The organism is Vreelandella sulfidaeris Esulfide1 (assembly GCF_054072535.1).
In genome coordinates this window covers 2,003,948-2,029,363 of sequence record NZ_CM133364.1, presented here as the reverse complement: position 1 = coordinate 2,029,363, position 25,416 = coordinate 2,003,948, and the positions used below count along the sequence as shown (strand labels likewise).

Below are 25,416 nucleotides of genomic sequence, written 5' to 3'. Positions count from 1 at the left end.
CACTCAAGGACGGCGCTCTCCTTCCATGTCGGTTGCCTGTTCGTGGGGTACACGTTCAAAGTGCAGCCACGCCTGGCGAGTGACGACGCGCCCACGTGGCGTGCGCATTATCAAGCCCTGCTGAATCAGATAGGGCTCAATGACATCCTCGATCGTGTCGCGCTCTTCACTGATGGCAGCTGATAGCGAATCAATCCCCACCGGCCCGCCATCGAATTTATCGATCATGGCCAGCAGTAACCGCCGATCCATGTGATCCAGGCCGTGGTGATCAACATTGAGCATATTGAGTGCGGCGTCGGCCATGGCGACATCCACAACGCCGTTACCTTTCATTTCCGCATAATCACGTACGCGCCGTAGCAGCCGGTTAGCGATTCGTGGCGTACCGCGTGAACGTCGGGCGACTTCAATCGCCCCTTCTTGGCTGGTTTCTACACCCAACAATCGCGCCGAGCGGGAAACAATTTCGGTCAGCTCTTCAAGGTTATAGAACTCGAGCCGCTGAACGATCCCAAACCGGTCTCGCAATGGCGAGGTCAATAAACCGGCCCGGGTGGTTGCCCCCACCAGCGTAAAGCGGGGAAGATCCAGCTTAATAGAACGTGCCGCGGGCCCTTCGCCAATCATAATATCCAGTTGGAAATCTTCCATGGCGGGGTAAAGCACTTCCTCGACCACCGGTGACAGGCGATGAATCTCGTCGATAAAAAGTACATCTCCCGGCTCGAGATTGGTCAGCATGGCGGCTAAGTCGCCCGCGCGCTCAAGCACCGGCCCAGAGGTAGATTTCATCCCTACCCCCATCTCGGTGGCAATGATATGTGCAAGGGTCGTTTTACCCAGCCCCGGAGGGCCGAATACCAGGGTGTGATCCAGGCTCTCATCGCGCAGTCGTGCGGCGCCAATAAAGATTTCCAACTGTTCGCGGACACGCGGCTGGCCAATATAATCGTCCAGCCGCTTAGGGCGAATCGCGTAATCAAAGCGCCCCTCTCCTTGTTCAGGCTCAGCGGCGATCAGCCGATCGTGTTCTAACATAGGTGCTCTTCTTTATGGCGATTCAAATGGGCGATTTACAAAGGTCTGTTTACCAAGGTCTATCCGCTACCAGCAATTGCGTACTTATCCCGCTCGGCTTAGCCACTCATACGTTGGGTGAGCGCGGCTTTAATAAGCGCTTCGGTAGACTGATTGGGATCGATATCGGCAAGCATTTTCGACGCCTCAGTCAGTTTATACCCCAAACTAACTAGCGCGGCTTCCGCATCGGCAAGGCTATCGCGGGCAGGCACGCGGCCATTGGCGGCCTCAAGGGGCAGTAGCGCGTTGCTGCCATCTTCCCACTCGGGAAAACGATCACGCATTTCAATAATCAGCCGCTCGGCGGTTTTCTTACCCACCCCGGGTAGTTTAGTGAGTGCTTTACTGTCGTCGTCACGCACGCAGCGCATAAAGGCGTCTTCATCCATGCCGGACAGTATCGCAAGTGCAAGCTTAGGTCCGACGCCGTTTACTTTTATCAACGCACGAAAAAGAGCACGCTCATGCTCTCTACCAAATCCATACAGTAGGTGCGCATCGTCACGAATGGTGAGGTGTGTGAATAACGAAACTTGTTCGCCGACATTGGGTAATGCCACCAGCGTATTCATCGAGGTTTCCAGCTCATAACCAACACCATGGACGTCGATCACAATCCAGGGAGGTTGCTTTGCCATTATCTGGCCACTTAGCCGTCCAATCATAAATACGCTCATGCTGAGGTGAAAAACAATAGGGTGTAAAACAGACGTTTACTATAAAGCTACTCTGTACATGTGACCAGTTGTGTAGCGGCCGGAACAGAGGGAATTAAAGACGCCAGCGTCCGGTGGAACGTCGCCGTGCCCGTGAAGGCGTAGCCAGCAGCCCATTGCCGCTATAGGCATGGCCGCTATAAGCATGAGTTAGCGCAATGGCTAACGCATCAGCGGCATCGGCTTGAGGGGCGGCAGAAAGCAGCAGAATAGCCGTCACCATATGCTGGACCTGTTCTTTATCCGCCCCACCTTGACCAGTCACCGCTTGTTTGATTTGCCGCGCGGCGTACTCGGCAAGGGTTAAACCATGGTTGGCCATGCACACCAGCGCCGCCCCACGAGCTTGTCCCAGTTTCAGTGCAGAGTCAGGGTTCTTGGCCATAAATACCCGCTCGATAGCCACCTGAGAAGGACGATGCAAACCGACAACTTCGCTAAGTCCTGCATAGATTTGTGCCAATCGCTGTTCTAACGCTCCTTCAGCCGTCCGAATACAGCCACTTGCCACATAGCAGGGTTTAACACCAACCATATCAATGACGCCATAGCCCGTTATCCGGGACCCTGGGTCAATGCCCAAAATACGAATGGGTGCGGCAGGCTTTTTTTTATCCATCTCGATGGGGCTCTTGTAGGCTTAGTCTTATAGGCTTAGAACGGAGTAACATACAAAAACACCGACGCCGTGGCGTCGGTGTTGGCTAAACGATCAAGCGTCTTATTCGGCTGCTGTTTCCGGCTTGGCTTTCTGACGTAGACGGATATTCAAATCCTTCAACTGCTCGGGGCTTACTTCGCCCGGTGCATTGGTCATTAAGCAGGCGGCACTTTGGGTTTTCGGGAAGGCGATGACTTCACGAATGGTCTTAGCACCGACCATCAACATGACCAGACGATCCAAACCGAAGGCTAAACCGCCATGGGGCGGCGCGCCGTACTGAAGCGCATCCAGCAAGAAGCCGAATTTTTCCTGGGCTTCCTCTTCGCCAATACCCAATATCTCAAACACAGTGCTCTGCATGGTCTGATCGTGGATACGAATGGAGCCTCCGCCCAATTCGGTACCGTTGAGCACCATATCGTAAGCGCGTGACAATGCGTTCGCAGGGTCCGCTTTCAGCTCTTCCGGTGTGCAAGAAGGCGCAGTGAACGGGTGGTGAAGCGGGCTAAGGCGGCCGTTGTCGTCAGCTTCAAACATCGGGAAATCGACGACCCAAAGCGGCGCCCATTCCTGGGTGTAAAGCTCCAGATCTGCGCCTAGCTTGACGCGTAGCGCACCAATGGCTTCGTTGACGATACGGGTTTTATCCGCACCGAAGAAAATAATGTCGCCATCTTTAGCGCCCACCCGATCGAGCAACTCTTCAACGATATTTTCCATGAACTTAACGATCGGCGACTGCAGGCCCTCAAGCCCTTTAGCACGCTCGTTGACCTTGATCCACGCCAAGCCCTTGGCACCATAAATGCCGACAAACTTGGTGTATTCGTCGATCTCTTTACGCGACAGCTTGGCGCCACCGGGTACTTTCAATGCCGCGACACGACCATCATCAGCACTGGCCGGGCCAGAGAAGACTTTGAAATCGACTTGCTGCATCAGGTCGTCGACATCGGTCAATTCGAGCGGAATGCGCAGATCCGGCTTATCAGAGCCGAAACGGTCCATCGCTTCCTGCCAAGTCATGCGTGGGAATTCAGGCAATTCAGCGTTAAGCACATCTTGGAACAACTGACGAATCATGGATTCCGTAATGCCCATGATGTCGCTCTCTTCCACGAAAGACGCTTCGATATCAATCTGAGTAAACTCAGGCTGGCGATCGGCGCGCAGGTCTTCATCGCGGAAACACTTGGCAATTTGGTAATAGCGGTCAAAACCGGCCACCATCAACAGTTGCTTAAACAGCTGCGGCGACTGGGGCAGTGCAAAGAAACTGCCCGCGTGAGTACGGCTAGGTACCAGGTAATCACGGGCGCCTTCTGGGGTGGCGCGCGTGAGTACCGGTGTTTCGATATCGAGGAAGCCCTGGCTTTCCAGGTAAGCACGCACGTTGTGAGAAATGCTCGAACGCAAGCGCAGCTTCTCGATCATATCGGGACGACGAAGGTCGATGTAACGGTGCTTTAAGCGTACCTCTTCACCTACCTTGCCATGTTCATCCAGCTGGAAAGGCGGTGTAATCGCCGTATTGAGGACTTCCACCTCTTTCGCCAGCACTTCAATCATACCCGTGGGCATGTTGGGATTTTGTGTACCTTCAGGACGCAGCCGTACGCGACCAGTGATACGCAGGACATACTCACTGCGGGCACGGTCGGCATTAGCGAACGCCTCGGCGGTATCAGGGTCGACCACGAATTGAGCGATGCCGTCGCGATCGCGCATGTCGAGGAAAATAACCCCACCGTGATCACGGCGACGGTGAACCCACCCGCATACCGTCACTGTTTGATCCACCAAAGTTTCGTTAAGCTGGCCGCAATAATGGCTGCGCATGTCAAATCCTGTTCTGTTACGTGGCAATTAAAATGTCGCGGGCGTCCCGACCCTGACTGCCGCAGTTATGCTGCGGCGCCTTTGTCACTGGGAGTAACGCTCTTGGGAGTAGCACTGGAATCACTTGATTTAGCAGTATCTGCAGAGGCAGTCTTACCGTCAGCGACCAAGTTCTTTTTGCTACCCGTTTTGAAATCGGTTTCGTACCAACCGCCGCCAGCCAGGCGGAAACCCGCCGCCGAGACTAGCCTTTCCAAGCCTTCGCTCTGGCAGGCGGGACAATCCTTCAACGGATCGGCGCTAATTTTTTGCAATTTTTCTAGGCGATGGCCACAGGCCTTGCACTCATATTCATAGATGGGCATGTTATTGGCTCCTAAAAAGCTCAACCCTGACAGATTCAGTACTGACAGACACAGTCCTAGACACAATCCTGGAAAACCAAGTGCTGAAAGAAAAGAACAATGGCGAACACAAACGCTGCCAGGCAACCAATATGTGGCCAGTTGGAATAAATTCCAAGGCTGCGGTTGATAAAGCGCCGCCATTATACCCTTTTGTGACCCCTGCCGAGCAAGGTTATGCAGCCTTCGGCAGTTAATGGAGAGAATAAAATGTCGCATGCCGTCATACTGGACGCCCAAAGCTTAGGCCCTGGGATAGATTTAAGCGCTATTAGGGCGTCGGTCACACACCTAGAGGTGTTTGAGCAAAGCACCACCCAGCAGGCGCTTGAGCGCTTAACACAGGCAGACATTGCGATTGTTAACAAGGTAGTGCTAGACGCTGAAACGTTGCAGCAACTGCCTAATCTCAAACTGATATGCGTGCTCGCCACGGGGCTCAATAATATCGATCTCGAAACGGCTAAAGCACAAAACATCGAGGTTAAAAACGTGGCGGCTTACGGTACCGCCAGCGTGTCACAGCATACATTGATGCTGATACTCGCCTTAGCCAACCGCCTACCCCGCTATCAACGCGATGTCGCGGCTGGCGAATGGCAGCGCAGCGACTTTTTTTGTTTGCAGGATTACCCCACGCTGCAACTGTCCGACAAACATTTGGTTATGGTGGGGCAAGGCGAGCTGGGCACTGAAGTGGCACGGCTGGCGGAAGCGTTCGGCATGCGCGTGACGTTTGCGGCTAGGCCGGGCAATGAAGCCAACGACCAGCGCCCCGCACTGGACGACCTGCTAGCCGACGCTGACGTGATTAGTTTGCACTGCCCCCTCAGTGATGCCACCAAACATTTGATTAATCGAGAGCGCTTGGCCAGGGCCAAGCCGTCCTTACTGTTGGTTAACTGCGCTCGCGGCGGGGTTATCGACGAGGTCGCTGCGCTTGAAGCGCTGCGCAGCGGCCAATTGGGCGGCTTGGGTGTTGATGTATTACCCTCAGAACCGCCTAAAGAAGGCCACCCGCTATTAGAAGCGCTCAGTGAGCCGCTCAATCTAATTGTCACGCCTCACAACGCCTGGATTACCCCCGAAGCACGTCAGAATATTGTCAGCCTAACGGCTACTAATATCCGCGAATGGAAAAGCGCTTAAGTAGGAGATTTACCCTATCTCATGCTACCACTAGGGCTTGACCAGGCCCTAGTGAGTAGCGAAATGGCTGGGGGGACGGCAGTTATCCAGTACATCAAGTTCGACGTGGGTTACCTGCGCCCCTTCTGAGCCTTGCCATAGCCATTCGCTTAGTCGTTTGACGGCCTCAGGATGCCCGCACATTAAGACCTCAACGCGCCCATCGGGAAGGTTCTTAGCGTAGCCGGTAACACCCTGCTGAAGTGCCTTTTCATGGGTAGCGCGGCGATAACAAACACCCTGTACTTTACCGGTAACCAGGGCACGCACACAGCAATCGGTCATCTCTTTCTCCTCGCACCAGAATGTTAAACAAACTCGCGCTTTACTATCACTGCACTGTTGCGCGGTATCAGCGGGCGACCACGACGCAACAACAACGATCGTGTAAACGCTGCACCAAACAGCAGGATCAATGAACTGTAGTAAACCCACAGCAAGATCATCACGACCGACCCAGCAGCACCATAGGTAGACGCCGTAGCCGTATAAGCCAGATAAATCGCGATCACACTGCGGCCAATGGTAAACAGCACGGCAGTTACAACGGCACCAATCAGCACATCTTGCCAGCGAAGCATGACGTCGGGAAGCACCTTAAAAATGGTCGCAAACAGTAAGGTGACGACACCCAGCGAGATCAGCGACTCAACCGACGTCGTTAACAAACTGGCATAAGGCACTAGGTTATCGGCAGCTTGCAGCATTCCCCGCAGCACCACCCCCATCACTAATGAGACCAACAATATAAATCCAATGGAGAGCACGACCGTTAGCGACAACAGCCGGCTTTGAATAAAGCGTAATACGCTGTTAGAGGTTGGCTTCGCCGTTACCCCCCAAATGGTATTAAGTGAAAACTGCATTTGAGCGAACACAGTCGTCGCACCGATCACCAGCGCTCCGACACCTAACAGCGTGGGCAATAGGCCTGACTCTTCAATTCTCGACTGAGCAACGGCTTCTTGAATGGCGATAGCGGCATCCATGCCTAAGGTGCCCTGCAGTTGAGCGACGATTTGCCCCTGAGCTGCTTCTTCACCCATAACAACACCGATCACCGTGACCGCAATAATAATCGTAGGAGCCAGTGAGAAAAGCGTATAAAACGCAAGTGAGCCTGCATAACTAAAGGCATTTCGCTCCAACCATAGTGACGTGGCGTCTTGCACGACATTCCACCAAAAGATAGCTGTGCGTTTAATCATATTCACGTCCTGTGCCGTAGGTATGGAGGCCTTTTATAAACATTATCAATCTTCTATTTTTCTAGCATACCGAACCACAGCGTTGAGCGCAGTTTTCTGGTACGTTGCATCATTAACACGACCAAACAAAGGAAGCTTGGATGGTCATCGACGTTTCGCGCTCCGCTGCTGCCTGCGATTTCGACTGTTTGGTGTTTATTGGGCGCTTTCAGCCTCCTCACCTAGGTCACTTGGCGATCATTCGTGAGGCATTGAAGCGCGCTCGGCAAGTGATTGTATTGGTAGGTTCATCTTGGCAAGCGCGTTCATTGCGAAATCCTTGGCAATTTGATGAGCGTCAGGCAATGCTCCGTGCAGGGTTTGGCGACGCGGATAATCAGCGCTTAGAAATTACCCCGTTATTGGACGCTCTCTACAATGATGATGTTTGGGTACGCGACGTTCAGCGCAAAGTACGCGATTTGGCCGCCCCGGCCAATGCACGCCTGCCCCGCATTGGTTTGATTGGTGCCAGCCGAGGTCAGTCAAGCTACTATCTTTCGCTGTTTCCTCAGTGGGAGTCGGTCAGTGTGCCGCCGGTGGAAGGGATTTCAGCGAGCCAAATTCGAGAGCGCCTATTTCGCTCCCCCAGTTCAACAGATGACTACCTGAGCACTGGCGCCTACCACGATTTACCGCCCGGCGTTGTCGAGAGGGTTAAAAAATTCTGCCACGCAGGCGCCTACCAGCGACTGCTCGAAGAACAACAGCTATTGGAACAATACCGCCAGGCGTGGGCTCAAGCCCCCTACCCACCTATTTTTGTAACGGTTAATGCGGTAGTGGTTCAGTCGGGGCACGTCTTGCTAGTGCGGCGCACAGCGGCACCGGGTGAAGGGCTTTATGCCTTGCCGGGAGGATTCATTAACCCCCACGAGCGGTTACTAGATGCTTGTTTGCGTGAGCTTCGTGAACGCATACGCCTAAAGGTTCCCGAGCCTGTGCTCAAAGGCTCTCTGCGTGGCCAGCGCTTATTCGATGAGCCTCACCGCAGTTGGCGCGGTCGCACATTGGCGGAAGCCTTCTATTTTGCACTACGCCCGGATCAACAATTACCCCGTTTAAAGCCTATCAAAGGCGGCGACCATGCACGCTGGGTGGCGTTGGCTGATCTAGAGCCTGACAGCCTGTTTGAAGATCATTTTTTTATTATCCAAAACTTTTTGGGTTTGCCCGCCGATTTTGGCAGTAGCTAAACGGAGTAAGCGGTCGACAATATTTATCTTTGTGACCGATAGACCTGTGAATATTAGGCTTGAAGAAAGTCACGTGGCAGCTTCATCATTTGCCGCCACAAACGCTCTACTCCGGGTTTATGCACCATCGCGCAACGATATAAGCGAATTTCCAAGGGTATATCCCAACTCTGGTCACCCGCTCTCACCAGTCGCCCACTCTTCAACTCTTCACGAATGCAAAAATCAGGTATCCACGCCACTCCAACGCCTTGCAGTACCATTCCCTTCAGTCCTTCGGCCATGGCCGTTTCATACACGGTACGCAATTTCATACGCAACGGATCATTCTTTAGCAACATACGCACACTGCGCCCTAAGAAAGCCCCCTGCGTATAGGAAAGATACGGTATGGAAGTGTCATGCTGGAGTGAAAACTTTGCTTTTCCCTGCGCATCTGGCAACGAGACGGGCAGCATATTGACCTTACCAATGGAAAAAGAGGGAAACACCTCGGCATCCAGTTGCATAGTGGCAAACGGGTCGTAATAGGCGAGCATAAGATCACAGTTGCCCTCGCGGAGCACATGTATCGCTTCGCCCACGTTCATGGCCACTAAGCGAGTTGGCAGTTCCCCCAAACCTTGCTGCAGGCGTGAAATCCATGGCGGGTAAAAACTCAACGCCAGGGAGTGAGCTGCAACGATGTCCAATGCCTCATTGGCAATAGAAAGACCGCGTAAATGGCTAAGCGATTCATTTAATTGTTCGACCAAATTGCGCGCAGTCACCAAAAATAACTGCCCTTCCGGCGTTAACCCAATGGGGGTGGTTGAACGGTCTACCAAGGTAACATCAACAGCTTGCTCTAATGCCCGGATACGTCGACTAAACGCCGGCTGTGTGACATGTCGCTGGCGTGCAGAGGCAGAAAAGCTACGCGTATTGGCGAGCGCGACAAAATCTTCCAGCCATTTTGTTTCAAGATTCACCCCAAGGCTCCTTGTTTTACCCATCGTGCACGCATATTGGTTCCCTTATTACGCTTTCTTTACTATTGAACTGGAGCCAGTAAATAGGCAGCCCGTGAGATCACTTTCTTCCACATTGGACGCTGGTTAATTTCATCAATATTCAAACGACGGCACTGTGCAAAATCATTTTCCAGCATAACCTGCACGCTGGCTGCAAAATCTCGACTAGGAATAAACGCGGTAATTTCAAAATTTAATCGAAACGAGCGATTATCTAAGTTTACTGTGCCAACAGTGGCTGTTTCGTTGTCTACAAGAATTACTTTTTGATGTAAGAAACCTGGAAGATAACGGTATATTTTAACACCAGCTCTTAACATATCGGGTAAGAATGAGAATGCTGACAGAAAAACCAGCAAATGATCTGGACGTTCAGGGATCATCACTCGAACATCTACCCCACGCATTGCCGCAAGGCGCAGTGCATCTTGAACCCCCTGGTCGGGGACAAAATAAGGGCTGGTTACCCATAATCGATGCTTGGCACTATGGATAACCTGTTGAACTAACAGGCTAGCGGTGTCCTGCCGATCAGCAGGCCCCGAGGGCACAATAACAACATGATGGTTTTTTGAGGAAGAAGCCTTTGCCATCCAATTCAGGCTAATCACCTCATCGGTAGCCCAGTGCCAATCTTCCCAAAACGCTTCCTGCAAGCCCAATACACTGGGGCCTTCAAGCTTCAGATGAGTATCTCGCCAAGGTCCATGTCGAGCGTCCTCCCCCAAGTATTCGACGCCAACATTAAAACCGCCTATCCAGCCCTCTTTGCCATCAATTACCGTTACTTTGCGGTGGTTGCGAAAATTAAGCTGAAAGCGATGTTTTAGGCCACGCGAGGAGCGAAAGGCGCTGACGGCCACACCATCATTGGTTAAATCATTAAGGTAACTATCGGGTAATTTACGACTCCCCACTTCATCGTAGAGAAAATAAACGCGGACGCCGCGCTGGGCAGCGCGCTGTAAGTGATCCTTTAATTGTTGTCCAAGCGCATCATCGCGAACAATAAAAAACTGCAGCAGAACATAATCTTCAGCGCGAGCAATACCCTCAAACAGACTTTCAAACGTCTCGGGGCCATCAATTAACAGCTTCGCATGGTTGCCAAGGGTTAAGGGCATCATGGCAAGTTGCTCAACCGCCTGTACATCTGCATTACCAGAGGGCGCAACATGCGGTTCTACATTGGCACGGTAACGAACCAGCACCCGGCGCAGTACGTTGTCACGTTGTCCTCGGGCAGATACATAACCATAAAATCGCGGGCGACCAAAGAACCAGTAAGCGGGTACCGCAGCATAGGGGAACGTAAGCAGGGATATAATCCACGCCACGGCCCCCTGTGAGGTGCGACTAGACATCAATGCCATAATGGCTGAAACAACACCCAACAGGTGTATCAATAAGATACTGGTCCCCAGCAACCAGGAGGTCATAGCTACACCCTCATAAAGCCCTCACAAAGAACAAGGCCTCGCCGTTAGCGAGGCCCTTATGCGCTTAAAAACCTATGCGCTTAAAGCCTAATCAATCTTACCATTCCCGCTATGCCGACTGAGCAATAATCTCTTTCCATTTGGCAGGCCCAGTTTGATGGACTGAAGTCCCCTGGCTATCAACGGCAACGGTCACCGGCATATCTTCCACTTCAAACTCGTAGATCGCCTCCATGCCCAGGTCTTCAAAACCCACTACTCGCGATTTCTTAATTGCTTGGGCGACCAGATAGGCTGACCCACCTACAGCCATTAAGTAAACTGCTTCATTGTCACGGATAGCATCAATGGCGGCTTGACCACGTTCTGCCTTGCCTACCATGCCTAGCAGGCCGGTCTCTTCTAACATCGTGCGGGTAAACTTATCCATCCGTGTGGCGGTGGTCGGGCCAGCAGGGCCAACAACTTCATCTCTGATAGGATCAACCGGGCCGACGTAGTAAATAAATCGACCTCTCATGTCGACTGGCAACGGCTCACCCTTAGCCAGCATATCGACCATACGCTTGTGCGCAGCATCGCGGCCGGTTAGTAACTTACCGTTCAATAGCAGCGTATCACCGGGCTGCCAGGTTTTAACTTCAGCAGGCGTCACGGTGTCGAGATTGACACGTTTAACGTTGTCACCTGCTTCGCGGGTGATTTCCGGCCAGTCTTCAAGCTTCGGCGCTTTTAATGACGCAGGCCCTGACCCATCAAGGGTAAAGTGGGCGTGACGCGTCGCCGCACAGTTGGGAATAATTGCGACGGGCTTGTTGGCCGCATGGGTAGGATAATCTTTAACTTTAATATCCAGCACGGTGGTTAAACCGCCTAACCCTTGCGCGCCAATACCGCTCTTATTGACTTTATCAAACAGTTCCAAGCGTATCTCTTCGGCGCGATTACTGGGGCCTCGCGCCTGTAAATCCTGGATATCGATAGGATCAAGCAGCGCCTCTTTGGCAATCATCATGGCTTTTTCAGCAGTGCCACCGATACCAATACCCAGCATCCCAGGCGGACACCAGCCTGCGCCCATCTTCGGCAGTTGTTCCATTACCCAATCGACGACACTGTCGGAAGGGTTAAGCATGGCAAATTTAGACTTGGCTTCACTCCCCCCGCCTTTTGCGGCTACGTGAATATCCACGCTGTCGCCAGGCACAATCTGGTGATGAATAATCGCGGGGGTGTTGTCTTTGGTGTTAGCCCGTTTACCGTCAGGATCTGCCAGTACTGAGGCACGAAGGACATTGTCAGGCAATAGATAAGCGCGACGAACACCTTCGTTGATCATGTCGTCCAGGCTCATGTCCGCTTCCCAGGTAACGTTCATACCCACGTGAACAAACACGGTGACGATACCGGTGTCCTGGCAAATCGGGCGGTGCCCTGTGGCACACATGCGCGAATTAATCAGAATTTGCGCAATAGCGTCTTTAGCAGCGGGGTTCTCTTCACGCTCGTAGGCGGCCGCCATGGCGTCAATAAAATCTTTAGGATGATAGTAAGAGATGTACTGCAGAGCATCGGCAACGCTTTGAATAACGTCGTCCTGGCGAATCACGGTCATGGACTAACAGCTCCTAGGTTATCGTCTAGTCAGCGACATTTTTGCGCATCGGCGCAAGTGCCGTCTTAGCGTGTGGCCAAGTATACCGTATTGCCCTGCCGCCGGCAGCATTCCTCGCTGGCTAACTATTTTATAAGTTTAGTGTTTTAGTGGTTGTTTTATAATAATCAAGATAACGGTATAAAATCTAAAAAAACATGATCGACTGCTCGTCAGAAATCTAACCATTGGCTTGGCAGTGGGGGCAATAATAGAGCCTTCGTGATCCGACCATTTTGCGCTCGATCACCGAATTACAGCGGTGGCACCCAAGCACTGCCCCAGCGATTGTTGCTGATTAGGAGTGAGATCTAACGATCGAGCGCTAGAGGACAACTGAGTACAAAAAAAGAATTTCAGAGCCAAGATAATTGCCCAGCCCTGCCACCAACGCTTGTTCAATTACCCGCCCGTCTATCTGCTCCTGAATAAGGTCTGCTGCGCGATGTTTTTCTGGCCCTTCTGGCATCCGTTAGCCCAGCGCCAGCTGTTTTTCTTTCATTTGATGGAGTTGATCGCGAAGTCGGGCCGCTTCCTCAAACTCCAGGTTTTGCGCTGCTTCAAACATGGCATCTTCAAGCTTGCTGATCGCGCCCAGCAGGTCCTGTTTGTTCATGGTCGACACATCATACTCGGCGCCACTTTCCGCCACTTTACGTTCACTACCACGCCGACGACTGCTTTTCTTACCCGGCGCCTGGGCAGCTTCAAGGATATCAGCCACCGAGCGGGTAACCGTTGTTGGCGTAATACCATGTTCTTCATTATGAGCGGTCTGCTTGGCCCGTCGACGTTCGGTTTCATCGATGGCTTTACGCATCGAGTCGGTAATCCGGTCGCCGTACAGAATCGCCTTACCATGCGCGTTACGAGCAGCGCGGCCAATGGTCTGTATTAACGAGCGCTCCGCGCGCAGAAAGCCCTCTTTATCGGCATCCAAAATGGCCACCAGCGAGACTTCGGGAATATCCAACCCTTCACGCAGCAAGTTAATGCCTACCAGCACATCAAACTTGCCCAGTCGTAAATCACGAATGATCTCGACACGCTCGACGGTATCGATATCCGAGTGTAGGTAGCGAACCCGTATGCCGTGCTCGTCAAAATACTCGGTCAAGTCTTCCGCCATACGCTTGGTGAGCGTGGTCACCAGCACCCGCTCACCTACCGCGGTGCGTAGGCCAATCTCCGAAAGCAGATCATCGACCTGAGTACTGGCCGGACGCACCTCAATTTCAGGATCCAGTAGACCTGTGGGACGCACCACCTGCTCGACGGTTTGGCTAGCGTGCTCGCCTTCATAACGGCCTGGGGTGGCAGAGACAAAGATGGTTTGCGGGGAAATCGCCTCCCACTCTTCAAATTTCATTGGCCGGTTATCCAGTGCTGAGGGCAACCGGAAACCGTACTCGACCAGCGTCTCTTTACGCGACCGGTCGCCTTTATACATACCGCCTACCTGGGGCACACTAACGTGAGACTCATCGATAAATAGCAGTGCGTCATCGGGTAAGTAGTCGAAAAACGTGGGCGGCGGCTCGCCGGGTGTCCGCCCCGAGAGATAGCGTGAATAGTTTTCAATACCGTTGCAGTAACCCAGCTCCAGCATCATCTCGATATCATAAAGCGTACGCTGCTCCAGACGCTGCGCTTCTACCAGCCGTTCGTGCTTGCGCATCCACTCAAGGCGACCTTTTAGCTCTTCTTTGATCGCATCAATGGCCCCTAGGATGGTTTCCCGCGGCGTAACGTAATGCGATTTGGGGTAGATGGTCATACGCGGGACTTCCCCACGAACGGCACCGGTCAACGGATCAAATAGGCGGATCGTATCGATTTCGCTGTCAAATAGCTCGACGCGTACCGCTTCCTCGTCGGAGTCAGCGGGGAAGATGTCGATCACATCACCGCGCACTCGATAGGTACCGCGCCGAAAATCCATATCATTGCGGGTATACTGTAGCTCGGCCAAGCGTCGTAGAAAGGCGCGCTGATCAATTAGCTCACCGCGGGTGAAGTGAAGACGCATTTTAAGATATTGATCGGGATCACCCAGGCCATAAATGGCCGAGACTGATACGACGATCAGCGCATCGCGCCGTTCTAATAATGCTTTTGTGGCCGAAAGGCGCATCTGCTCTATATGATCATTTATCGAGGCATCTTTCTCGATGAAGGTATCTGACGAAGGCACATAGGCTTCCGGCTGATAGTAATCGTAGTAGGAGACAAAATACTCAACTGCGTTATCAGGGAAAAACGACTTGAACTCCCCGTAAAGCTGAGCAGCAAGAGTCTTGTTCGGCGCCATGACAATAGTCGGGCGCTGCTGCTGCTCAACCACATTAGCCATGGTGAAGGTTTTGCCCGACCCGGTTACGCCCAACAACGTTTGATGGGCAAGCCCTGATTCCAGCCCACTAATCAGTCCTTTAATGGCGGCAGGCTGATCGCCTGCAGGCTGAAATTTTGACTGTAAGCGAAAGGCTTTGCTCATCGGTGCTCCAAAAAGAGAAACTAGATAAGGGATAACTAAACAAATAATAACTAAACAAGAAGTGTGGCGATCTCGACCGTGGATACCGTCATCAAACGTTGGATGGGGCAGCGATGACTAATCTCTTCAAGCCTAGCGCGCTGAGCAGGGTCATCAATACCATGCAATGCCAATACGACGGTTAGCTTGTATACCCCCTTTTTTTCCTGACTATCATCGCGCTGCACCGTGACGGTCACACCCTCAAGCGGCCACGCCTTGCGCTTTGCGTACATCTGTACCGTAATGGCTTTGCAAGTACCTAAGGCAATATCGAAATAGTCATGCGGGTCAGGAGCACTGCCATCCCCACCGACGATCGGCGGCACATCGGCATACAGCGCCTCTAAGCCATCAACATCTACACGCTGCCTAAATACGCGGTTGCGTTCACTGATGACAGTAATAGGTATGTGCATTAAGAGATTTTCACACCTAATTTGAGTTTTTCGATGGCATTAATCAGCGTTTCGCGCTTTGCTCGACCGTCTATATCTGCACCATGGCGGCCCACTTCAGCACTATCGACGCCATCAAGCATCATGAGCGCTGTGGTAATTTTGTTGACTTGCTCGACCGTTTTTACACCTTGAAATGTTAACGACTGCTGCGCCATGACGTTTCCCTGCTTATTGACCTGTGCAAGACTTCCTGCAAAGCAACGAGTCTAGCACGCTAATGGTGCCTTGCAATTAATGCCTGCTGCCCGCACTTAATGGCAATATTCGTCGATTATTTTCTAGCAGATTCTCTACTGCTACCTATACCAGGAGTTTTTTATGGCGACCGTTCCCACTAGCAACCCCGACCTTGGCAGCGTCCGCCTTAGCCATTTAGCCGCGCTTGATGTAAAAGGTGCGGACGCTGAAAAGTTTCTTCAAGGGCAGACCAGCGCCCAAGTCAGCTTAGCCGATGGCAATTTCGCACCGCTAACCTGCTTTTGCACGCCCAAGGGCCGTATGTTAGCCAACGCCTATCTACTCCGCATGGGTGAAAACCATTTCCGGCTGCTACTGAGCAGTACCCTATTGGATAGCTTAGCCAACCATCTTAAAAAATTCGCCGCTTTCTATAAGACCGAGTTGATCGCCCTGCCCAACCTCACCTTTATCGGCGCCAGCGATAAAGCCCAAGCGATTGCTGATCAGATGGCCCTGCGGCTCCCTGAGCAAATAGGCACCCACACCACTAATGGCCACACCTGTGCACTGCGCTACCCCAGTGAGACACCACGTTGGCTATTATGTTTCGACGACGGTTTCGACGACGGTTTCGACAACCATAGTGATAGCGATGCTGCCGAGATCAAGGACGACGAAGCGAGTCGCAACGCTTGGCAGCTTGAAGATATTCGCAGCGGCCTGGCATGGCTTACCGATGCGCAGCAGGATCACTTTTTGCCTCAAATGCTTAACTGGGAAGCATTGGGCGGCATTAGTTTTAAAAAGGGCTGCTATACCGGCCAAGAAGTGGTCGCACGGGCGCACTTCCGGGGGCAAGTTAAAAAGCGCTTGATGCGCGTCAGCGTAGACACAAAAGCGCTACCCGAAGTGGGCGCCAGCCTCGTCAGTAATGACGATAAAACGGTGGGCGAAGTGGTCGTCAGCGCTTTTGATGAACAAGGTCATGTCGAGTTATTGGCGGTGATGAATACCAAGGTAACAGAAGAAGCAATGCCCGTTTTTCTCGCGGGAGAACCCGCTACCCTTCTATCGTTACCCTACGCTATTGAGCGCGTTGATCCAGAACAGCTAGCGGTTAGCCTTAACGCATAACGCATAACGGCTAATGGCTCCGAGGGTAATAATTCAGAGGCAAATGCCTTAGTCGCTATTATAGGCCAAATAGTTTTGCGGCGGCATTACTGCTCTGAGCCGCAACTTGCTCAGTTGTTTGACCACGCAGGGTAGCCACGACGTCACAAACCTCGGCTACCCTGCACGGTTCATTTCGCTTCCCTTGATAGCCGCTAAGCGGCATGTCAGGGCTGTCGGTTTCCAGCACAAAAGCATCGTTAGGTAACGCCTCAACGGTTCGCTGTAACCGCTTGGCACGCTCATAGGTGACTGCGCCGCCCAGGCCTAGCTTGAACCCCAGGTCAAGAAACTTCGTTGCTTGTTCAATGGAACCTGAAAAAGCATGAATGAGTCCGGCTTGAGGAAGCTCAAGCTGACGAAGACGCTTTGCGACCTTATCGTTAGCGTGGACGCAGTGCACTACCACCGGCAGAGAGTGGCGCTTCGCGAGTTTCAGTTGAGCATCAAAATAGCGCCACTGCGCGTCAAGCGTGTCTGTAAACCGGGCATCAATGCCACACTCACCCAACGCCACGAGCTCAGGGTGTTCGCTGAGTTGCTGATCAAGTGCCTCAACATCCGATTCCTGATGCTGATCAATAAAGTAAGGATGAAGGCCCAGGCATACTGACGTATCCTCCCGCCCACCTAACGTCAGTACATGCTGCCATCGGTCACGGGTCGTGCCAGGCACAATAAAATGCCCGACGCCCACTGCCTTAGCGGCCTCAAAGACCTCAGGCCGATCATCATCGAACTGCGTAAAATCGAGATGGCAATGTGCGTCAATTAACATGGGAATACTTAGTGCTCGCGGGTGGGTTGGAAGCGTATTTCCGGCCAGCGCTCCTGGGTCATCTGTAAGTTAACCCGGGTAGGTGCAATATAGGTGAGATAGCCACCGCCATCAATCGCCAGGTTAGCGCTGGCCTTGCGCTTAAACTCTTCCAGCTTTTTGGCATCTTCACAGTAAACCCAGCGGGCGGTCTGGACATTGACACCTTCGTACAGGCAGTCGACCTTGTACTCTTCTTTGAGACGGTGGGCGACAACGTCAAACTGCAGAGTACCCACGGCGCCGAGAATCAGGTCGTTATTATCCATGGGCATAAAGACCTGGGTTGCGCCTTCTTCAGAAAGTTGCTGCAGCCCCTTTTGTAGCGCCTTCATTTTTAACGGGTCTTTTAAGCGTACGCGTTTAAATAACTCGGGCGCAAAGTGCGGTATGCCGGTAAAGCGCATATCCTCACCCACGGTAAAGGTATCGCCGATCTGAATCGTACCGTGGTTGTGCAAACCGATAATATCGCCGGGCCAAGCCTCTTCGACTTGTGAGCGGTCGGAGGCCATAAAGGTCAATGCATCGGCAATTTTAACGTCCTTGCCAATACGCACATGGCGCATCTTCATGTTCTTTTCGTACTTGCCTGAACAGACCCGCAAAAAGGCGATACGGTCGCGGTGATTGGGATCCATATTGGCCTGGATTTTAAACACAAAGCCGGTGAAGCGATCATCATCGGAAGTGACTACCCGAGTATCAGTTTCGTGGGCCTGGGGCGGCGGCGCATATTCGACAAAGCCGTCCATCATCTCGCGCACACCAAAGTTGCCCATGGCGGTACCGAAATAGACCGGCGAAAGCTCACCCCGGCGGTAAGCCTCCAGATCGAATTCATGCGATGCACCACGCACCAGCTCTACTTCCATACGCAGCTCTTCAGCCTGATCTTCCCCAAGCACGGCATCCACTTCGGGGCTATCTAACCCCTCAATACGCTTATCCTCGGGAATGCGGCTACCCTGCCCCTGGGTGTAAAGATGAATCACGTCATTATAGAGGTGATAAACGCCCTTAAAGTGACGACCCATACCAATCGGCCAGGTCATCGGCGCGCACTGGATATTCAGCACCGTCTCAACTTCATCCATGACTTCAATCGGGTCGCGGATATCGCGGTCCATTTTATTGATGAAGGTGAGAATCGGCGTGGTGCGCAGACGACACACTTCCATCAACTTAATGGTGCGATCCTCAACACCTTTGGCGCCGTCGATCACCATCAAGGCAGAGTCAACCGCCGTGAGCGTGCGGTAGGTATCTTCAGAAAAGTCTTCGTGACCGGGTGTATCCAGCAGGTTGACGATACGGCCACCGTAGGGGAACTGCATGACCGAAGTGGTGACAGAGATACCCCGCTCCTGCTCCATCTTCATCCAATCCGACGTGGCATGACGGTCATTACGCTTACTTTTAACCGACCCCGCCAACTGAATAGCGTTACCAAACAGCAGCATCTTTTCGGTAATAGTGGTTTTACCGGCGTCGGGGTGCGAAATAATAGCAAAGGTGCGTCTAAGCCCTGCTTCATGGGCCAGCTGTGTCTCTTTCATTGTGCCTCTTCAAATATAGGGTCTCAGCGCAGCACCCAATCAGCAGCTCTCGCTAACTAGCCTCTACGCAATGAGCAATGTTCATTGCGGCAATTGTAACGCTTGGAGACGGCTGTTGTCGCGGGTGTCGTCAAACGTGACGCCCTTGAAAAAGACCAAAAAAAAACGCTGAGCAAGTCAGCGTTTTATCGTACTAACGGTTATGACCGTTGCCAGTCAGCCGCTATTGGTACTGGACTCTAGGCGTAGGTATTAACCTGCGTACCTACATTGCCCTCTTTGGCCAAATCCGGCTGAGCGCCAGTGTCTGCAGAGGCCATGATTTCGGTCACTTGCTGCGCCTGTGTATCTAGCGCTTGTTTAAACACCTGCATTTGTGCTTGCTCAGGCGTTTGCGCTTGGTTCATGTAAAGCGACGCGCTAACTGAACTGCTGATGCCTACATCCATATATCCACCTCATGGTGTGCAAATGTGCTTTTAAACTAGCAAAGCATTAGATTACGCGCAAAGATATCGTTCCCTATTACTAGTACCAGCATCTACCACTATCGGCTTATTTTACCTGATCATTAATGGATATAGCGCTAGCTAGAACCTGTCAGCGCGAAATGGTGCCATATCAATGCTCGTAGGTTGCCCTTCCATCATCTCCGCCATCAGATGACCGGTGGCCGGACCTAGAGTAAAGCCTTGATGGCCATGGCCAAAGGCAAGCCATAGCCCGGGATGCCTCGGCGCAGGCCCAATCACAGGCTTCATATCGGGCAAACAGGGCCGTGCGCCTTTCCAAGGGACTTCATCACGGCGCTCCCCTAATGGAAAGACACTGCGTGCGACCTTCTCTGCAGCGCCCAACTGGTTAACGTCAGCGGGAGCATCCAAGCGATCCAACTCTGCCCCAGTGGTCAATCGGATGCCGGCATTCATCGGCGCCAGCAAATAGCCAACTTCTGCATCCATCACCCAAAAATTGAGTTTTGCTGAGGCCTGAGAAGCGTAGTGCATGTGGTAGCCACGCTTTACAAAAGTCGGAAAGTGATAGCCAAGCTCTTTCAGCCAGCTACCCGCCCAGGGCCCCAGAGCCACCACCACCTCGTCCGCCTCAACCGTTTCAGAGGCTGTATTTACCTGCCATCGGTCACGCACCTGCTGAACCGACTTAATGTCGGCCTGCAAAATGCGTCCACCACTCTCACTAAATGATTGTGCGTAAGCCGCGACCAGTGCGCCTGGGTCAGCTACAGTCCAGGGATCTAGCCAGTGAATTGCACCTATAATGGCGTCACTCAGAGAAGGCTCTTTCTCTGCAAGTGCCGCTCGGTCCAATTGCTCAAACTGAACGCCATAAAGGCGCCGGGCCTCTTCGGCATCTTTTAACCGCGCCGCAAGTTTTTCAGATGTTCTGTAGAGTTCAAGCCATCCCTGCCGGCGCACAAGGTGTTCTGCACCGGCGGCCTCAATCATGGGCCCATGGGTCTTCAGTGAAAGTTGGATCAACGACGCGTATTCCGGCACGATTTTCTGGTAAGCCTTGGGTGCCGAATTCATCCAATAGCGCAGTAGCGGAGAGGCGGCATTAACCATACCCGCTGGGCGATAGCGAATATCGACGCGGCGGTTAGGCAAAACGCTTAACAGCGTTTTGACATCACGTGGAAAAGGGTAAGGTCTAACTGCCTCACGCTGAATAATGCCCGCATTGCCAAACGACGTTTCGCGACCAGGTTGTTGGCGGTCCACGATTGTGACGTCATGACCGCGCTGGCGTAGATGCCAAGCAATGCTGACACCCACCATGCCTGCTCCCAAAACTACCGTTTGACGTGCCATTTTGATGCACTCCCTTTGATCGATTCGCAAACACAATGGATGATAATAACTATTTGAAAAATATCACCAAATATACTGCATTTATAGAGTGGAAAGCGCTATTTTAGAGCATTAAAACAGTAATTTATGTCGCTGAAAACGAAGAATGTTAAGAACATTACTACAAATGATAGAGCCATTACTTACTAGTAATTTATTACAAATAGCCGGGAACGCTAGCTGCATGCCTTTAGCTACATATCTACCATGCAACGTTAGCGCTAACGCATCAGAAATTGAAAACGAAAAAAACCCAATTAAGGGCATAAATTACTGATCAATAAATAGTAGAGATTAAAGCAAAGAAAAGAAATATAAAGAAGGGGTAGGTAATGGGGTGGATGATGGGACTTGAACCCACGACCACCGGAGTCACAATCCGGGGCTCTACCACTGAGCTACACCCACCACAACCTAAAAACTGGAAACGCAAATATTGTCACTGGGGTGGATGATGGGATTTGAACCCACGACCACCGGAGTCACAATCCGGGGCTCTACCCCTGAGCTACACCCACCATAGACAATCTTACGAAAAAACAAGCAGTACGTGCTTGAAGATAGGATTCTGACAGGTTGTTACCACTGAATTAGATGGCACGCCCAGCAGGAATCGAACCCGCAACCTACGGCTTAGAAGGCCGTTGCTCTATCCGGTTGAGCTATGGGCGCACAAAAAGCATTCAGAAGATACGAATACTGATGAGCACTAGACCACAACCAAAGCTTGGAAAAGCAAACTACTACCTTTCGCGTTAGGTGTGGTCGGGATGGAGGGATTCGAACCCCCGACATCCTGCTCCCAAAGCAGGCGCGCTACCAGGCTGCGCTACATCCCGATTTTATCACCCTAGACGCTACCGCATGGCCCGTCTCAAGCGAGGCATATATTACTATTTTTAATTTTAAAGTCAACCATTAAAGTGATTGTTAGTGAAGGCACTTTGCCTGGATGCCCTAGCGTGCGAAAATTACTGCTATTAAAGTGCTTTAGATGAACGTCTGGCACTGCCCTTTCAACGTCCACAGGGATTCCAGTAAATGACCGCCCAACTAATCGATGGCAAAGCCATCGCTGCTACTGTCCGCCAACAGGTTGCCGAAAAGATCGTCGCACGCCGTCAAGCAGGCGGACGGGCACCGGGACTAGCCGTGGTTGTGGTCGGGGACGATCCCGCCTCTCAAGTCTATGTCAATAATAAGCACCGTGCCTGCGAGCAGGCAGGCATTCTTTCCTTTCAGCATGCCCTGCCGACAACAACCTCACAGCATGATCTGGAGGCACTTGTTGACCAGCTCAATAGCGATCCTGCCGTCGATGGCATATTGGTTCAACTGCCATTGCCTAAACACCTGGATGCAGAGCCCATTTTAGAACGCATCCGCCCCGACAAGGATGTGGATGGCTTTCACCCTTATAACATCGGGCGCTTAGCGCAACGCATGCCCGCCCTGCGGCCCTGTACCCCTAAAGGGATTATGACGCTACTAGAACAGAGCGATATAGCGCTACGGGGCTTGGACGCCACCGTGGTGGGCGCTTCTAACATTGTCGGCCGCCCTATGGCGCTTGAACTGATGCTGGCCGGGTGCACAACCACCGTATGCCACCGCTTCACCCATAACCTCAAAGACCACGTTAGCCGCGCCGACATTCTGGTCGTGGCTGTCGGCAAGCCGGGCATCGTCCAAGGGGAATGGATTAAGCCAGGGGCTATCGTGATTGATGTCGGCATCAACCGCCAAGAGGATGGCACATTAAAAGGTGACCTTGATTTTGCCATCGCTGCCGAACGCGCCAGCTTTATCACTCCCGTCCCAGGAGGCGTTGGCCCGATGACCGTTGCCACTCTGTTGGAAAACACCCTGGAAGCCGCTGAGCAGCACGATTTAGCGCCTATGGATCACGCCTGATTCATATATTTTTATTCTTTTATGCAGGAGCATGGCGCAGTGAAGCGTATTGGTATTATTGGCGCAATGGCGCAGGAAGTAAGCACCTTAGTGGAACAGCTAGACACTCCCCAGCGCTATGAGCATGCGGGGTTTGTATTCCATACCGGCACACGCTATGGCCTTGAGGTCATTGTGCTGCAGTCAGGAATCGGTAAAGTCAACGCAGCGGTGGGCACTGCTATTTTATTAGAGCGCCATCAGCCAGACGCCATTATCAACACCGGATCAGCCGGTGGGTTTGCCACCGATTTAACCATTGGCGATGTGATCATCTCTGATGAAGTGCGCCATCACGATGTTGACGCCGTGGTGTTTGGTTATGAGTTAGGCCAGGTGCCAGGAATGCCTGCCGCCTATCTGGCCGACCCAGCACTGCGAGACATCGCGCGTAAGGCAATTGCTACATTAGGGGAAGTCCAGGTGCGCGAAGGGCTGATCGCCACGGGAGACGCCTTTATGGCTGACCCAGCGCGAGTAGAAGCAACTCGGGCGCAATTTCCCACCATGCTTGCCGTGGAAATGGAAGGCGCCGCGATTGCTCAGGCCTGCTATCTCTACCAGTGCCCGTTCGTGGTTATCCGCGCACTCTCGGATATCCCAGGCAGCGGCGACAATCACCTTTCCTTTGATGAGTTTTTGGAAGTGGCTGCCGATCACTCGTCGCGAATGGTCGATCAAATGCTTAAACAGCTTAGCCATGGTTAGCAGTTGAACGTTTGTTTTCCCGTATTAACAATACCCGCTGACAACGTATGTCAGCGGGTTCGATCAAGCTATCAACCCATACGCGAGAGCTATGCCTTAATGGCCCAGCCTAGCGACTCCCCCGCCAATAGCGGAACAATTTTCTCTCCCTGAGCATAGGGATAGCTTTCCGGTAGCCGCCATTCACGTCGTTCCAACGTTATGCTTTCTGTATTAGGCGGGAGCCCATAAAAACGCGGCCCGTTAAGACTGGCAAACGCTTCCAGTTTGTCCAGGGCATTCATTTCATCGAAAGCAGTCGCGTAAAGCTCAATGGCCGCAGGCGCTGTATAAGCACCGGCACAGCCACAGCTTGACTCTTTCGCACCTTGCGAGTGAGGGGCGCTGTCGGTACCTAAAAAGAACTTGTGACTACCGCTAGTAGCCGCTTTTAGTAACGCCTGACGATGCTGCTCGCGCTTAAGAACAGGCAGGCAGTAATAGTGCGGGCGAATGCCCCCGACCAGCATTTTATTGCGATTAAACAGCAAATGATGGGCGGTAATGGTGGCTGCCACATTGTCCGGTGCTTGCGCGACAAACTCCGCCGCTTGCTGGGTAGTGATATGTTCAAATACCACTTTCAGGCCGGGGTGGCGCGCCAGCAACGGCTTCATCACTTTTTCGATAAACACCGCTTCGCGGTCGAAAATATCGATCTCGGCATGGGTAACCTCCCCATGGACCAACAGGGGCATACCCACCTTCACCATCATGGCAATGGTGGCATCGCAATGGGCCAAGTCAGTGACACCTGAGTCAGAATTCGTTGTGGCCCCGGCTGGGTAAAGCTTCACCGCTTTCACAATGCCACTCTGTGCTGCGCGCTCAATTTCTTCCGGCGGAGTGGTATCGGTAAGGTATAAAACCATCAAAGGCTCAAAAGCACTTCCCGCTGGTAAGGCATCAAGAATACGCTGACGATATTCAAGCGCCTGGGCCGTTGTGGTAATCGGCGGGGTGAGATTGGGCATAATAATGGCGCGCCCCATTTGAGCGGCGGTATGGCCTACCACCGCTTTTAGCGCTTCATCGTCGCGTAAGTGAAGATGCCAATCATCGGGGCGTATCAGTGTCACAGTGTCCACGGCAATTCCTGTACTGAAGTTAAGTCGGATCCAAAACAGTGTGCACAGTATACGCAATTGCGTGATTGGATAAATCCGCTACGTGAGCCACCACAGCATTGTCCAATTGTCGTATCATGGCGGCACTTTTTACATTGTTATTCTTTTTGCGGTAAGGGTCCGGTCATTTATGCAGAACGTGCGACGCTATGCGGATATTATTGCCAGCTTGGAAGGGCTGATGTGGCTAAGCCTCGCTTGGTCGATTTCACTTTCCGTCCACATCGGTAGCACGGAACCCTCTCTCGCCAGCCTATTGGCCATTGGCGCCTTGGTGGTTTTCTGTTGGGCACATCGGCCACTGCGTTATTTACTGGCGCGCTACCATATCCGCAAACGGCGAACCGATATGTGGATTCATATTCTCGCCCTGCCGTTGCTCCTGGCGATGTTCTTTCACATCATGCTTGAAGCCCTACTGGGCAGCGCGTGGCTTCCACCCAAGATGCTGCTGTTCAATATTCTGGCTACCGCGGGTTGGACGACTTACGTTATGACCCTGTTTATCAAGTTTGTCATTCACGGCTTTAAAGCCAAAACGAAGTAAGC

General features: G+C 52.4%; 26 protein-coding genes and 4 tRNA genes. 7 read left to right on the top strand and 23 right to left on the bottom strand.

Going from position 1 to position 25,416, the window contains the following annotated elements; genetic code table 11:
• Nucleotides 1-3 precede the first annotated feature (3 nt).
• From ruvB to ACW44H_RS09500, 5 genes are all read right to left on the bottom strand, one after another.
• Entirely contained in the window at nucleotides 4-1,041 is a 1,038-nt protein-coding gene (gene ruvB / locus ACW44H_RS09520; protein WP_447044184.1) for a Holliday junction branch migration DNA helicase RuvB, read from the bottom strand.
• 98 nt (nucleotides 1,042-1,139) lie between these two features.
• On the bottom strand, nucleotides 1,140-1,748 hold the full coding sequence (gene ruvA, locus ACW44H_RS09515; RefSeq protein ID WP_447044183.1) for a Holliday junction branch migration protein RuvA: 609 nt from the start codon (nucleotides 1,746-1,748) through the stop codon (nucleotides 1,140-1,142).
• 106 nt (nucleotides 1,749-1,854) lie between these two features.
• A complete protein-coding gene (ruvC, locus tag ACW44H_RS09510; protein ID WP_457508777.1) occupies nucleotides 1,855-2,418 on the bottom strand; it encodes a crossover junction endodeoxyribonuclease RuvC in 564 nt (187 codons plus the stop codon).
• Nucleotides 2,419-2,520: 102 nt separating this feature from the next.
• Nucleotides 2,521-4,302, bottom strand: a complete 1,782-nt coding sequence (gene aspS / locus ACW44H_RS09505; protein ID WP_447044181.1) for an aspartate--tRNA ligase — start codon at nucleotides 4,300-4,302, stop codon at nucleotides 2,521-2,523.
• Nucleotides 4,303-4,367: 65 nt separating this feature from the next.
• Nucleotides 4,368-4,667 (bottom strand): FmdB family zinc ribbon protein, encoded by a 300-nt coding sequence (locus ACW44H_RS09500; RefSeq protein ID WP_113267889.1) that lies wholly within the window; start codon nucleotides 4,665-4,667, stop codon nucleotides 4,368-4,370.
• An 80-nt stretch (nucleotides 4,668-4,747) separates the two neighbouring features.
• Between ACW44H_RS09500 and ACW44H_RS09495 the strand changes: the two genes are divergently transcribed.
• Together ACW44H_RS09495 and ACW44H_RS09490 are read left to right on the top strand one after the other, a co-directional pair.
• Entirely contained in the window at nucleotides 4,748-4,903 is a 156-nt protein-coding gene (locus ACW44H_RS09495; protein WP_457508775.1) for a hypothetical protein, read from the top strand.
• A 13-nt stretch (nucleotides 4,904-4,916) separates the two neighbouring features.
• Nucleotides 4,917-5,855 (top strand): D-2-hydroxyacid dehydrogenase, encoded by a 939-nt coding sequence (locus ACW44H_RS09490; protein ID WP_457508773.1) that lies wholly within the window; start codon nucleotides 4,917-4,919, stop codon nucleotides 5,853-5,855.
• Between the two features lie 48 nt (nucleotides 5,856-5,903).
• Here the strand turns inward: ACW44H_RS09490 and ACW44H_RS09485 are convergent, their stop codons facing one another.
• Both ACW44H_RS09485 and ACW44H_RS09480 read right to left on the bottom strand, forming a co-directional pair.
• Nucleotides 5,904-6,179, bottom strand: coding sequence for an acylphosphatase (locus ACW44H_RS09485; protein ID WP_113267891.1), 276 nt, complete (start codon nucleotides 6,177-6,179; stop codon nucleotides 5,904-5,906).
• Nucleotides 6,180-6,202: 23 nt separating this feature from the next.
• The gene (locus ACW44H_RS09480; RefSeq protein ID WP_113267892.1) at nucleotides 6,203-7,102 is read right to left on the bottom strand and encodes a YihY/virulence factor BrkB family protein; all 900 of its coding nucleotides are present in this window, start codon (nucleotides 7,100-7,102) and stop codon (nucleotides 6,203-6,205) included.
• 140 nt (nucleotides 7,103-7,242) lie between these two features.
• Here ACW44H_RS09480 and ACW44H_RS09475 point away from each other — a divergent pair, with 140 nt between their 5' ends.
• On the top strand, nucleotides 7,243-8,337 hold the full coding sequence (locus ACW44H_RS09475; protein ID WP_457508770.1) for a bifunctional nicotinamide-nucleotide adenylyltransferase/Nudix hydroxylase: 1,095 nt from the start codon (nucleotides 7,243-7,245) through the stop codon (nucleotides 8,335-8,337).
• Nucleotides 8,338-8,390: 53 nt separating this feature from the next.
• Here the strand turns inward: ACW44H_RS09475 and ACW44H_RS09470 are convergent, their stop codons facing one another.
• From ACW44H_RS09470 to ACW44H_RS09440, 7 genes are all read right to left on the bottom strand, one after another.
• Nucleotides 8,391-9,308: a LysR substrate-binding domain-containing protein gene (locus tag ACW44H_RS09470; protein ID WP_113267893.1), complete on the bottom strand. Its 918-nt coding sequence runs from the start codon at nucleotides 9,306-9,308 to the stop codon at nucleotides 8,391-8,393.
• Nucleotides 9,309-9,370: 62 nt separating this feature from the next.
• Complete coding sequence (gene cls / locus ACW44H_RS09465; protein ID WP_457508768.1) at nucleotides 9,371-10,789, bottom strand: cardiolipin synthase; 1,419 nt, start codon at nucleotides 10,787-10,789, stop codon at nucleotides 9,371-9,373.
• A 109-nt stretch (nucleotides 10,790-10,898) separates the two neighbouring features.
• Nucleotides 10,899-12,404, bottom strand: a complete 1,506-nt coding sequence (locus ACW44H_RS09460; RefSeq protein ID WP_113267895.1) for a fumarate hydratase — start codon at nucleotides 12,402-12,404, stop codon at nucleotides 10,899-10,901.
• Between the two features lie 220 nt (nucleotides 12,405-12,624).
• Nucleotides 12,625-12,678 carry a hypothetical protein gene (locus ACW44H_RS09455; RefSeq protein ID WP_457508983.1) on the bottom strand — a complete coding sequence of 18 codons (54 nt, stop codon included), beginning with the start codon at nucleotides 12,676-12,678 and terminating at the stop codon, nucleotides 12,625-12,627.
• A 237-nt stretch (nucleotides 12,679-12,915) separates the two neighbouring features.
• Nucleotides 12,916-14,940 (bottom strand): excinuclease ABC subunit UvrB, encoded by a 2,025-nt coding sequence (gene uvrB / locus ACW44H_RS09450; protein ID WP_457508765.1) that lies wholly within the window; start codon nucleotides 14,938-14,940, stop codon nucleotides 12,916-12,918.
• Nucleotides 14,941-14,990: 50 nt separating this feature from the next.
• Entirely contained in the window at nucleotides 14,991-15,398 is a 408-nt protein-coding gene (locus ACW44H_RS09445; protein WP_457508763.1) for an OsmC family protein, read from the bottom strand.
• The gene (locus tag ACW44H_RS09440; protein ID WP_113267898.1) at nucleotides 15,398-15,595 is read right to left on the bottom strand and encodes a hypothetical protein; all 198 of its coding nucleotides are present in this window, start codon (nucleotides 15,593-15,595) and stop codon (nucleotides 15,398-15,400) included. Before ACW44H_RS09440 ends, ACW44H_RS09445 begins: the two co-directional genes overlap by 1 nt.
• A gap of 163 nt (nucleotides 15,596-15,758) precedes the next feature.
• Between ACW44H_RS09440 and ygfZ the strand changes: the two genes are divergently transcribed.
• On the top strand, nucleotides 15,759-16,754 hold the full coding sequence (ygfZ, locus tag ACW44H_RS09435) for a CAF17-like 4Fe-4S cluster assembly/insertion protein YgfZ (protein ID WP_457508761.1): 996 nt from the start codon (nucleotides 15,759-15,761) through the stop codon (nucleotides 16,752-16,754).
• 58 nt (nucleotides 16,755-16,812) lie between these two features.
• On the opposite strand, the gene ACW44H_RS09430 is transcribed toward ygfZ, so the two are convergent.
• The 8 genes from ACW44H_RS09430 to ACW44H_RS09395 all read right to left on the bottom strand — a co-directional run bounded on the left by ACW44H_RS09430 (nucleotide 16,813) and on the right by ACW44H_RS09395 (nucleotide 21,879).
• Entirely contained in the window at nucleotides 16,813-17,571 is a 759-nt protein-coding gene (locus ACW44H_RS09430; protein ID WP_457508759.1) for a TatD family hydrolase, read from the bottom strand.
• Nucleotides 17,572-17,579: 8 nt separating this feature from the next.
• Entirely contained in the window at nucleotides 17,580-19,169 is a 1,590-nt protein-coding gene (locus ACW44H_RS09425; RefSeq protein WP_113267901.1) for a peptide chain release factor 3, read from the bottom strand.
• A 239-nt stretch (nucleotides 19,170-19,408) separates the two neighbouring features.
• Nucleotides 19,409-19,618, bottom strand: coding sequence for a putative motility protein (locus ACW44H_RS09420; RefSeq protein WP_113267902.1), 210 nt, complete (start codon nucleotides 19,616-19,618; stop codon nucleotides 19,409-19,411).
• A 141-nt stretch (nucleotides 19,619-19,759) separates the two neighbouring features.
• A complete protein-coding gene (locus tag ACW44H_RS09415) occupies nucleotides 19,760-21,001 on the bottom strand; it encodes an NAD(P)/FAD-dependent oxidoreductase (protein WP_457508756.1) in 1,242 nt (413 codons plus the stop codon).
• 372 nt (nucleotides 21,002-21,373) lie between these two features.
• A tRNA-His gene (locus tag ACW44H_RS09410) sits at nucleotides 21,374-21,448 on the bottom strand.
• A gap of 35 nt (nucleotides 21,449-21,483) precedes the next feature.
• Nucleotides 21,484-21,558: transfer RNA gene (locus tag ACW44H_RS09405), tRNA-His, on the bottom strand.
• Nucleotides 21,559-21,635: 77 nt separating this feature from the next.
• Nucleotides 21,636-21,712 (bottom strand) — tRNA-Arg (locus ACW44H_RS09400).
• Between the two features lie 90 nt (nucleotides 21,713-21,802).
• Nucleotides 21,803-21,879, bottom strand: a tRNA-Pro gene (locus ACW44H_RS09395).
• A 202-nt stretch (nucleotides 21,880-22,081) separates the two neighbouring features.
• Here ACW44H_RS09395 and folD point away from each other — a divergent pair.
• Nucleotides 22,082-22,954 carry a bifunctional methylenetetrahydrofolate dehydrogenase/methenyltetrahydrofolate cyclohydrolase FolD gene (folD, locus tag ACW44H_RS09390; RefSeq protein WP_457508754.1) on the top strand — a complete coding sequence of 291 codons (873 nt, stop codon included), beginning with the start codon at nucleotides 22,082-22,084 and terminating at the stop codon, nucleotides 22,952-22,954.
• A gap of 39 nt (nucleotides 22,955-22,993) precedes the next feature.
• Complete coding sequence (mtnN, locus tag ACW44H_RS09385; protein WP_113268405.1) at nucleotides 22,994-23,701, top strand: 5'-methylthioadenosine/S-adenosylhomocysteine nucleosidase; 708 nt, start codon at nucleotides 22,994-22,996, stop codon at nucleotides 23,699-23,701.
• An 89-nt stretch (nucleotides 23,702-23,790) separates the two neighbouring features.
• On the opposite strand, the gene pyrC is transcribed toward mtnN, so the two are convergent.
• On the bottom strand, nucleotides 23,791-24,828 hold the full coding sequence (gene pyrC, locus ACW44H_RS09380) for a dihydroorotase (protein WP_457508752.1): 1,038 nt from the start codon (nucleotides 24,826-24,828) through the stop codon (nucleotides 23,791-23,793).
• 169 nt (nucleotides 24,829-24,997) lie between these two features.
• Between pyrC and ACW44H_RS09375 the strand changes: the two genes are divergently transcribed.
• Complete coding sequence (locus ACW44H_RS09375) at nucleotides 24,998-25,414, top strand: hypothetical protein (protein ID WP_457508750.1); 417 nt, start codon at nucleotides 24,998-25,000, stop codon at nucleotides 25,412-25,414.
• Nucleotides 25,415-25,416: the final 2 nt, after the last annotated feature.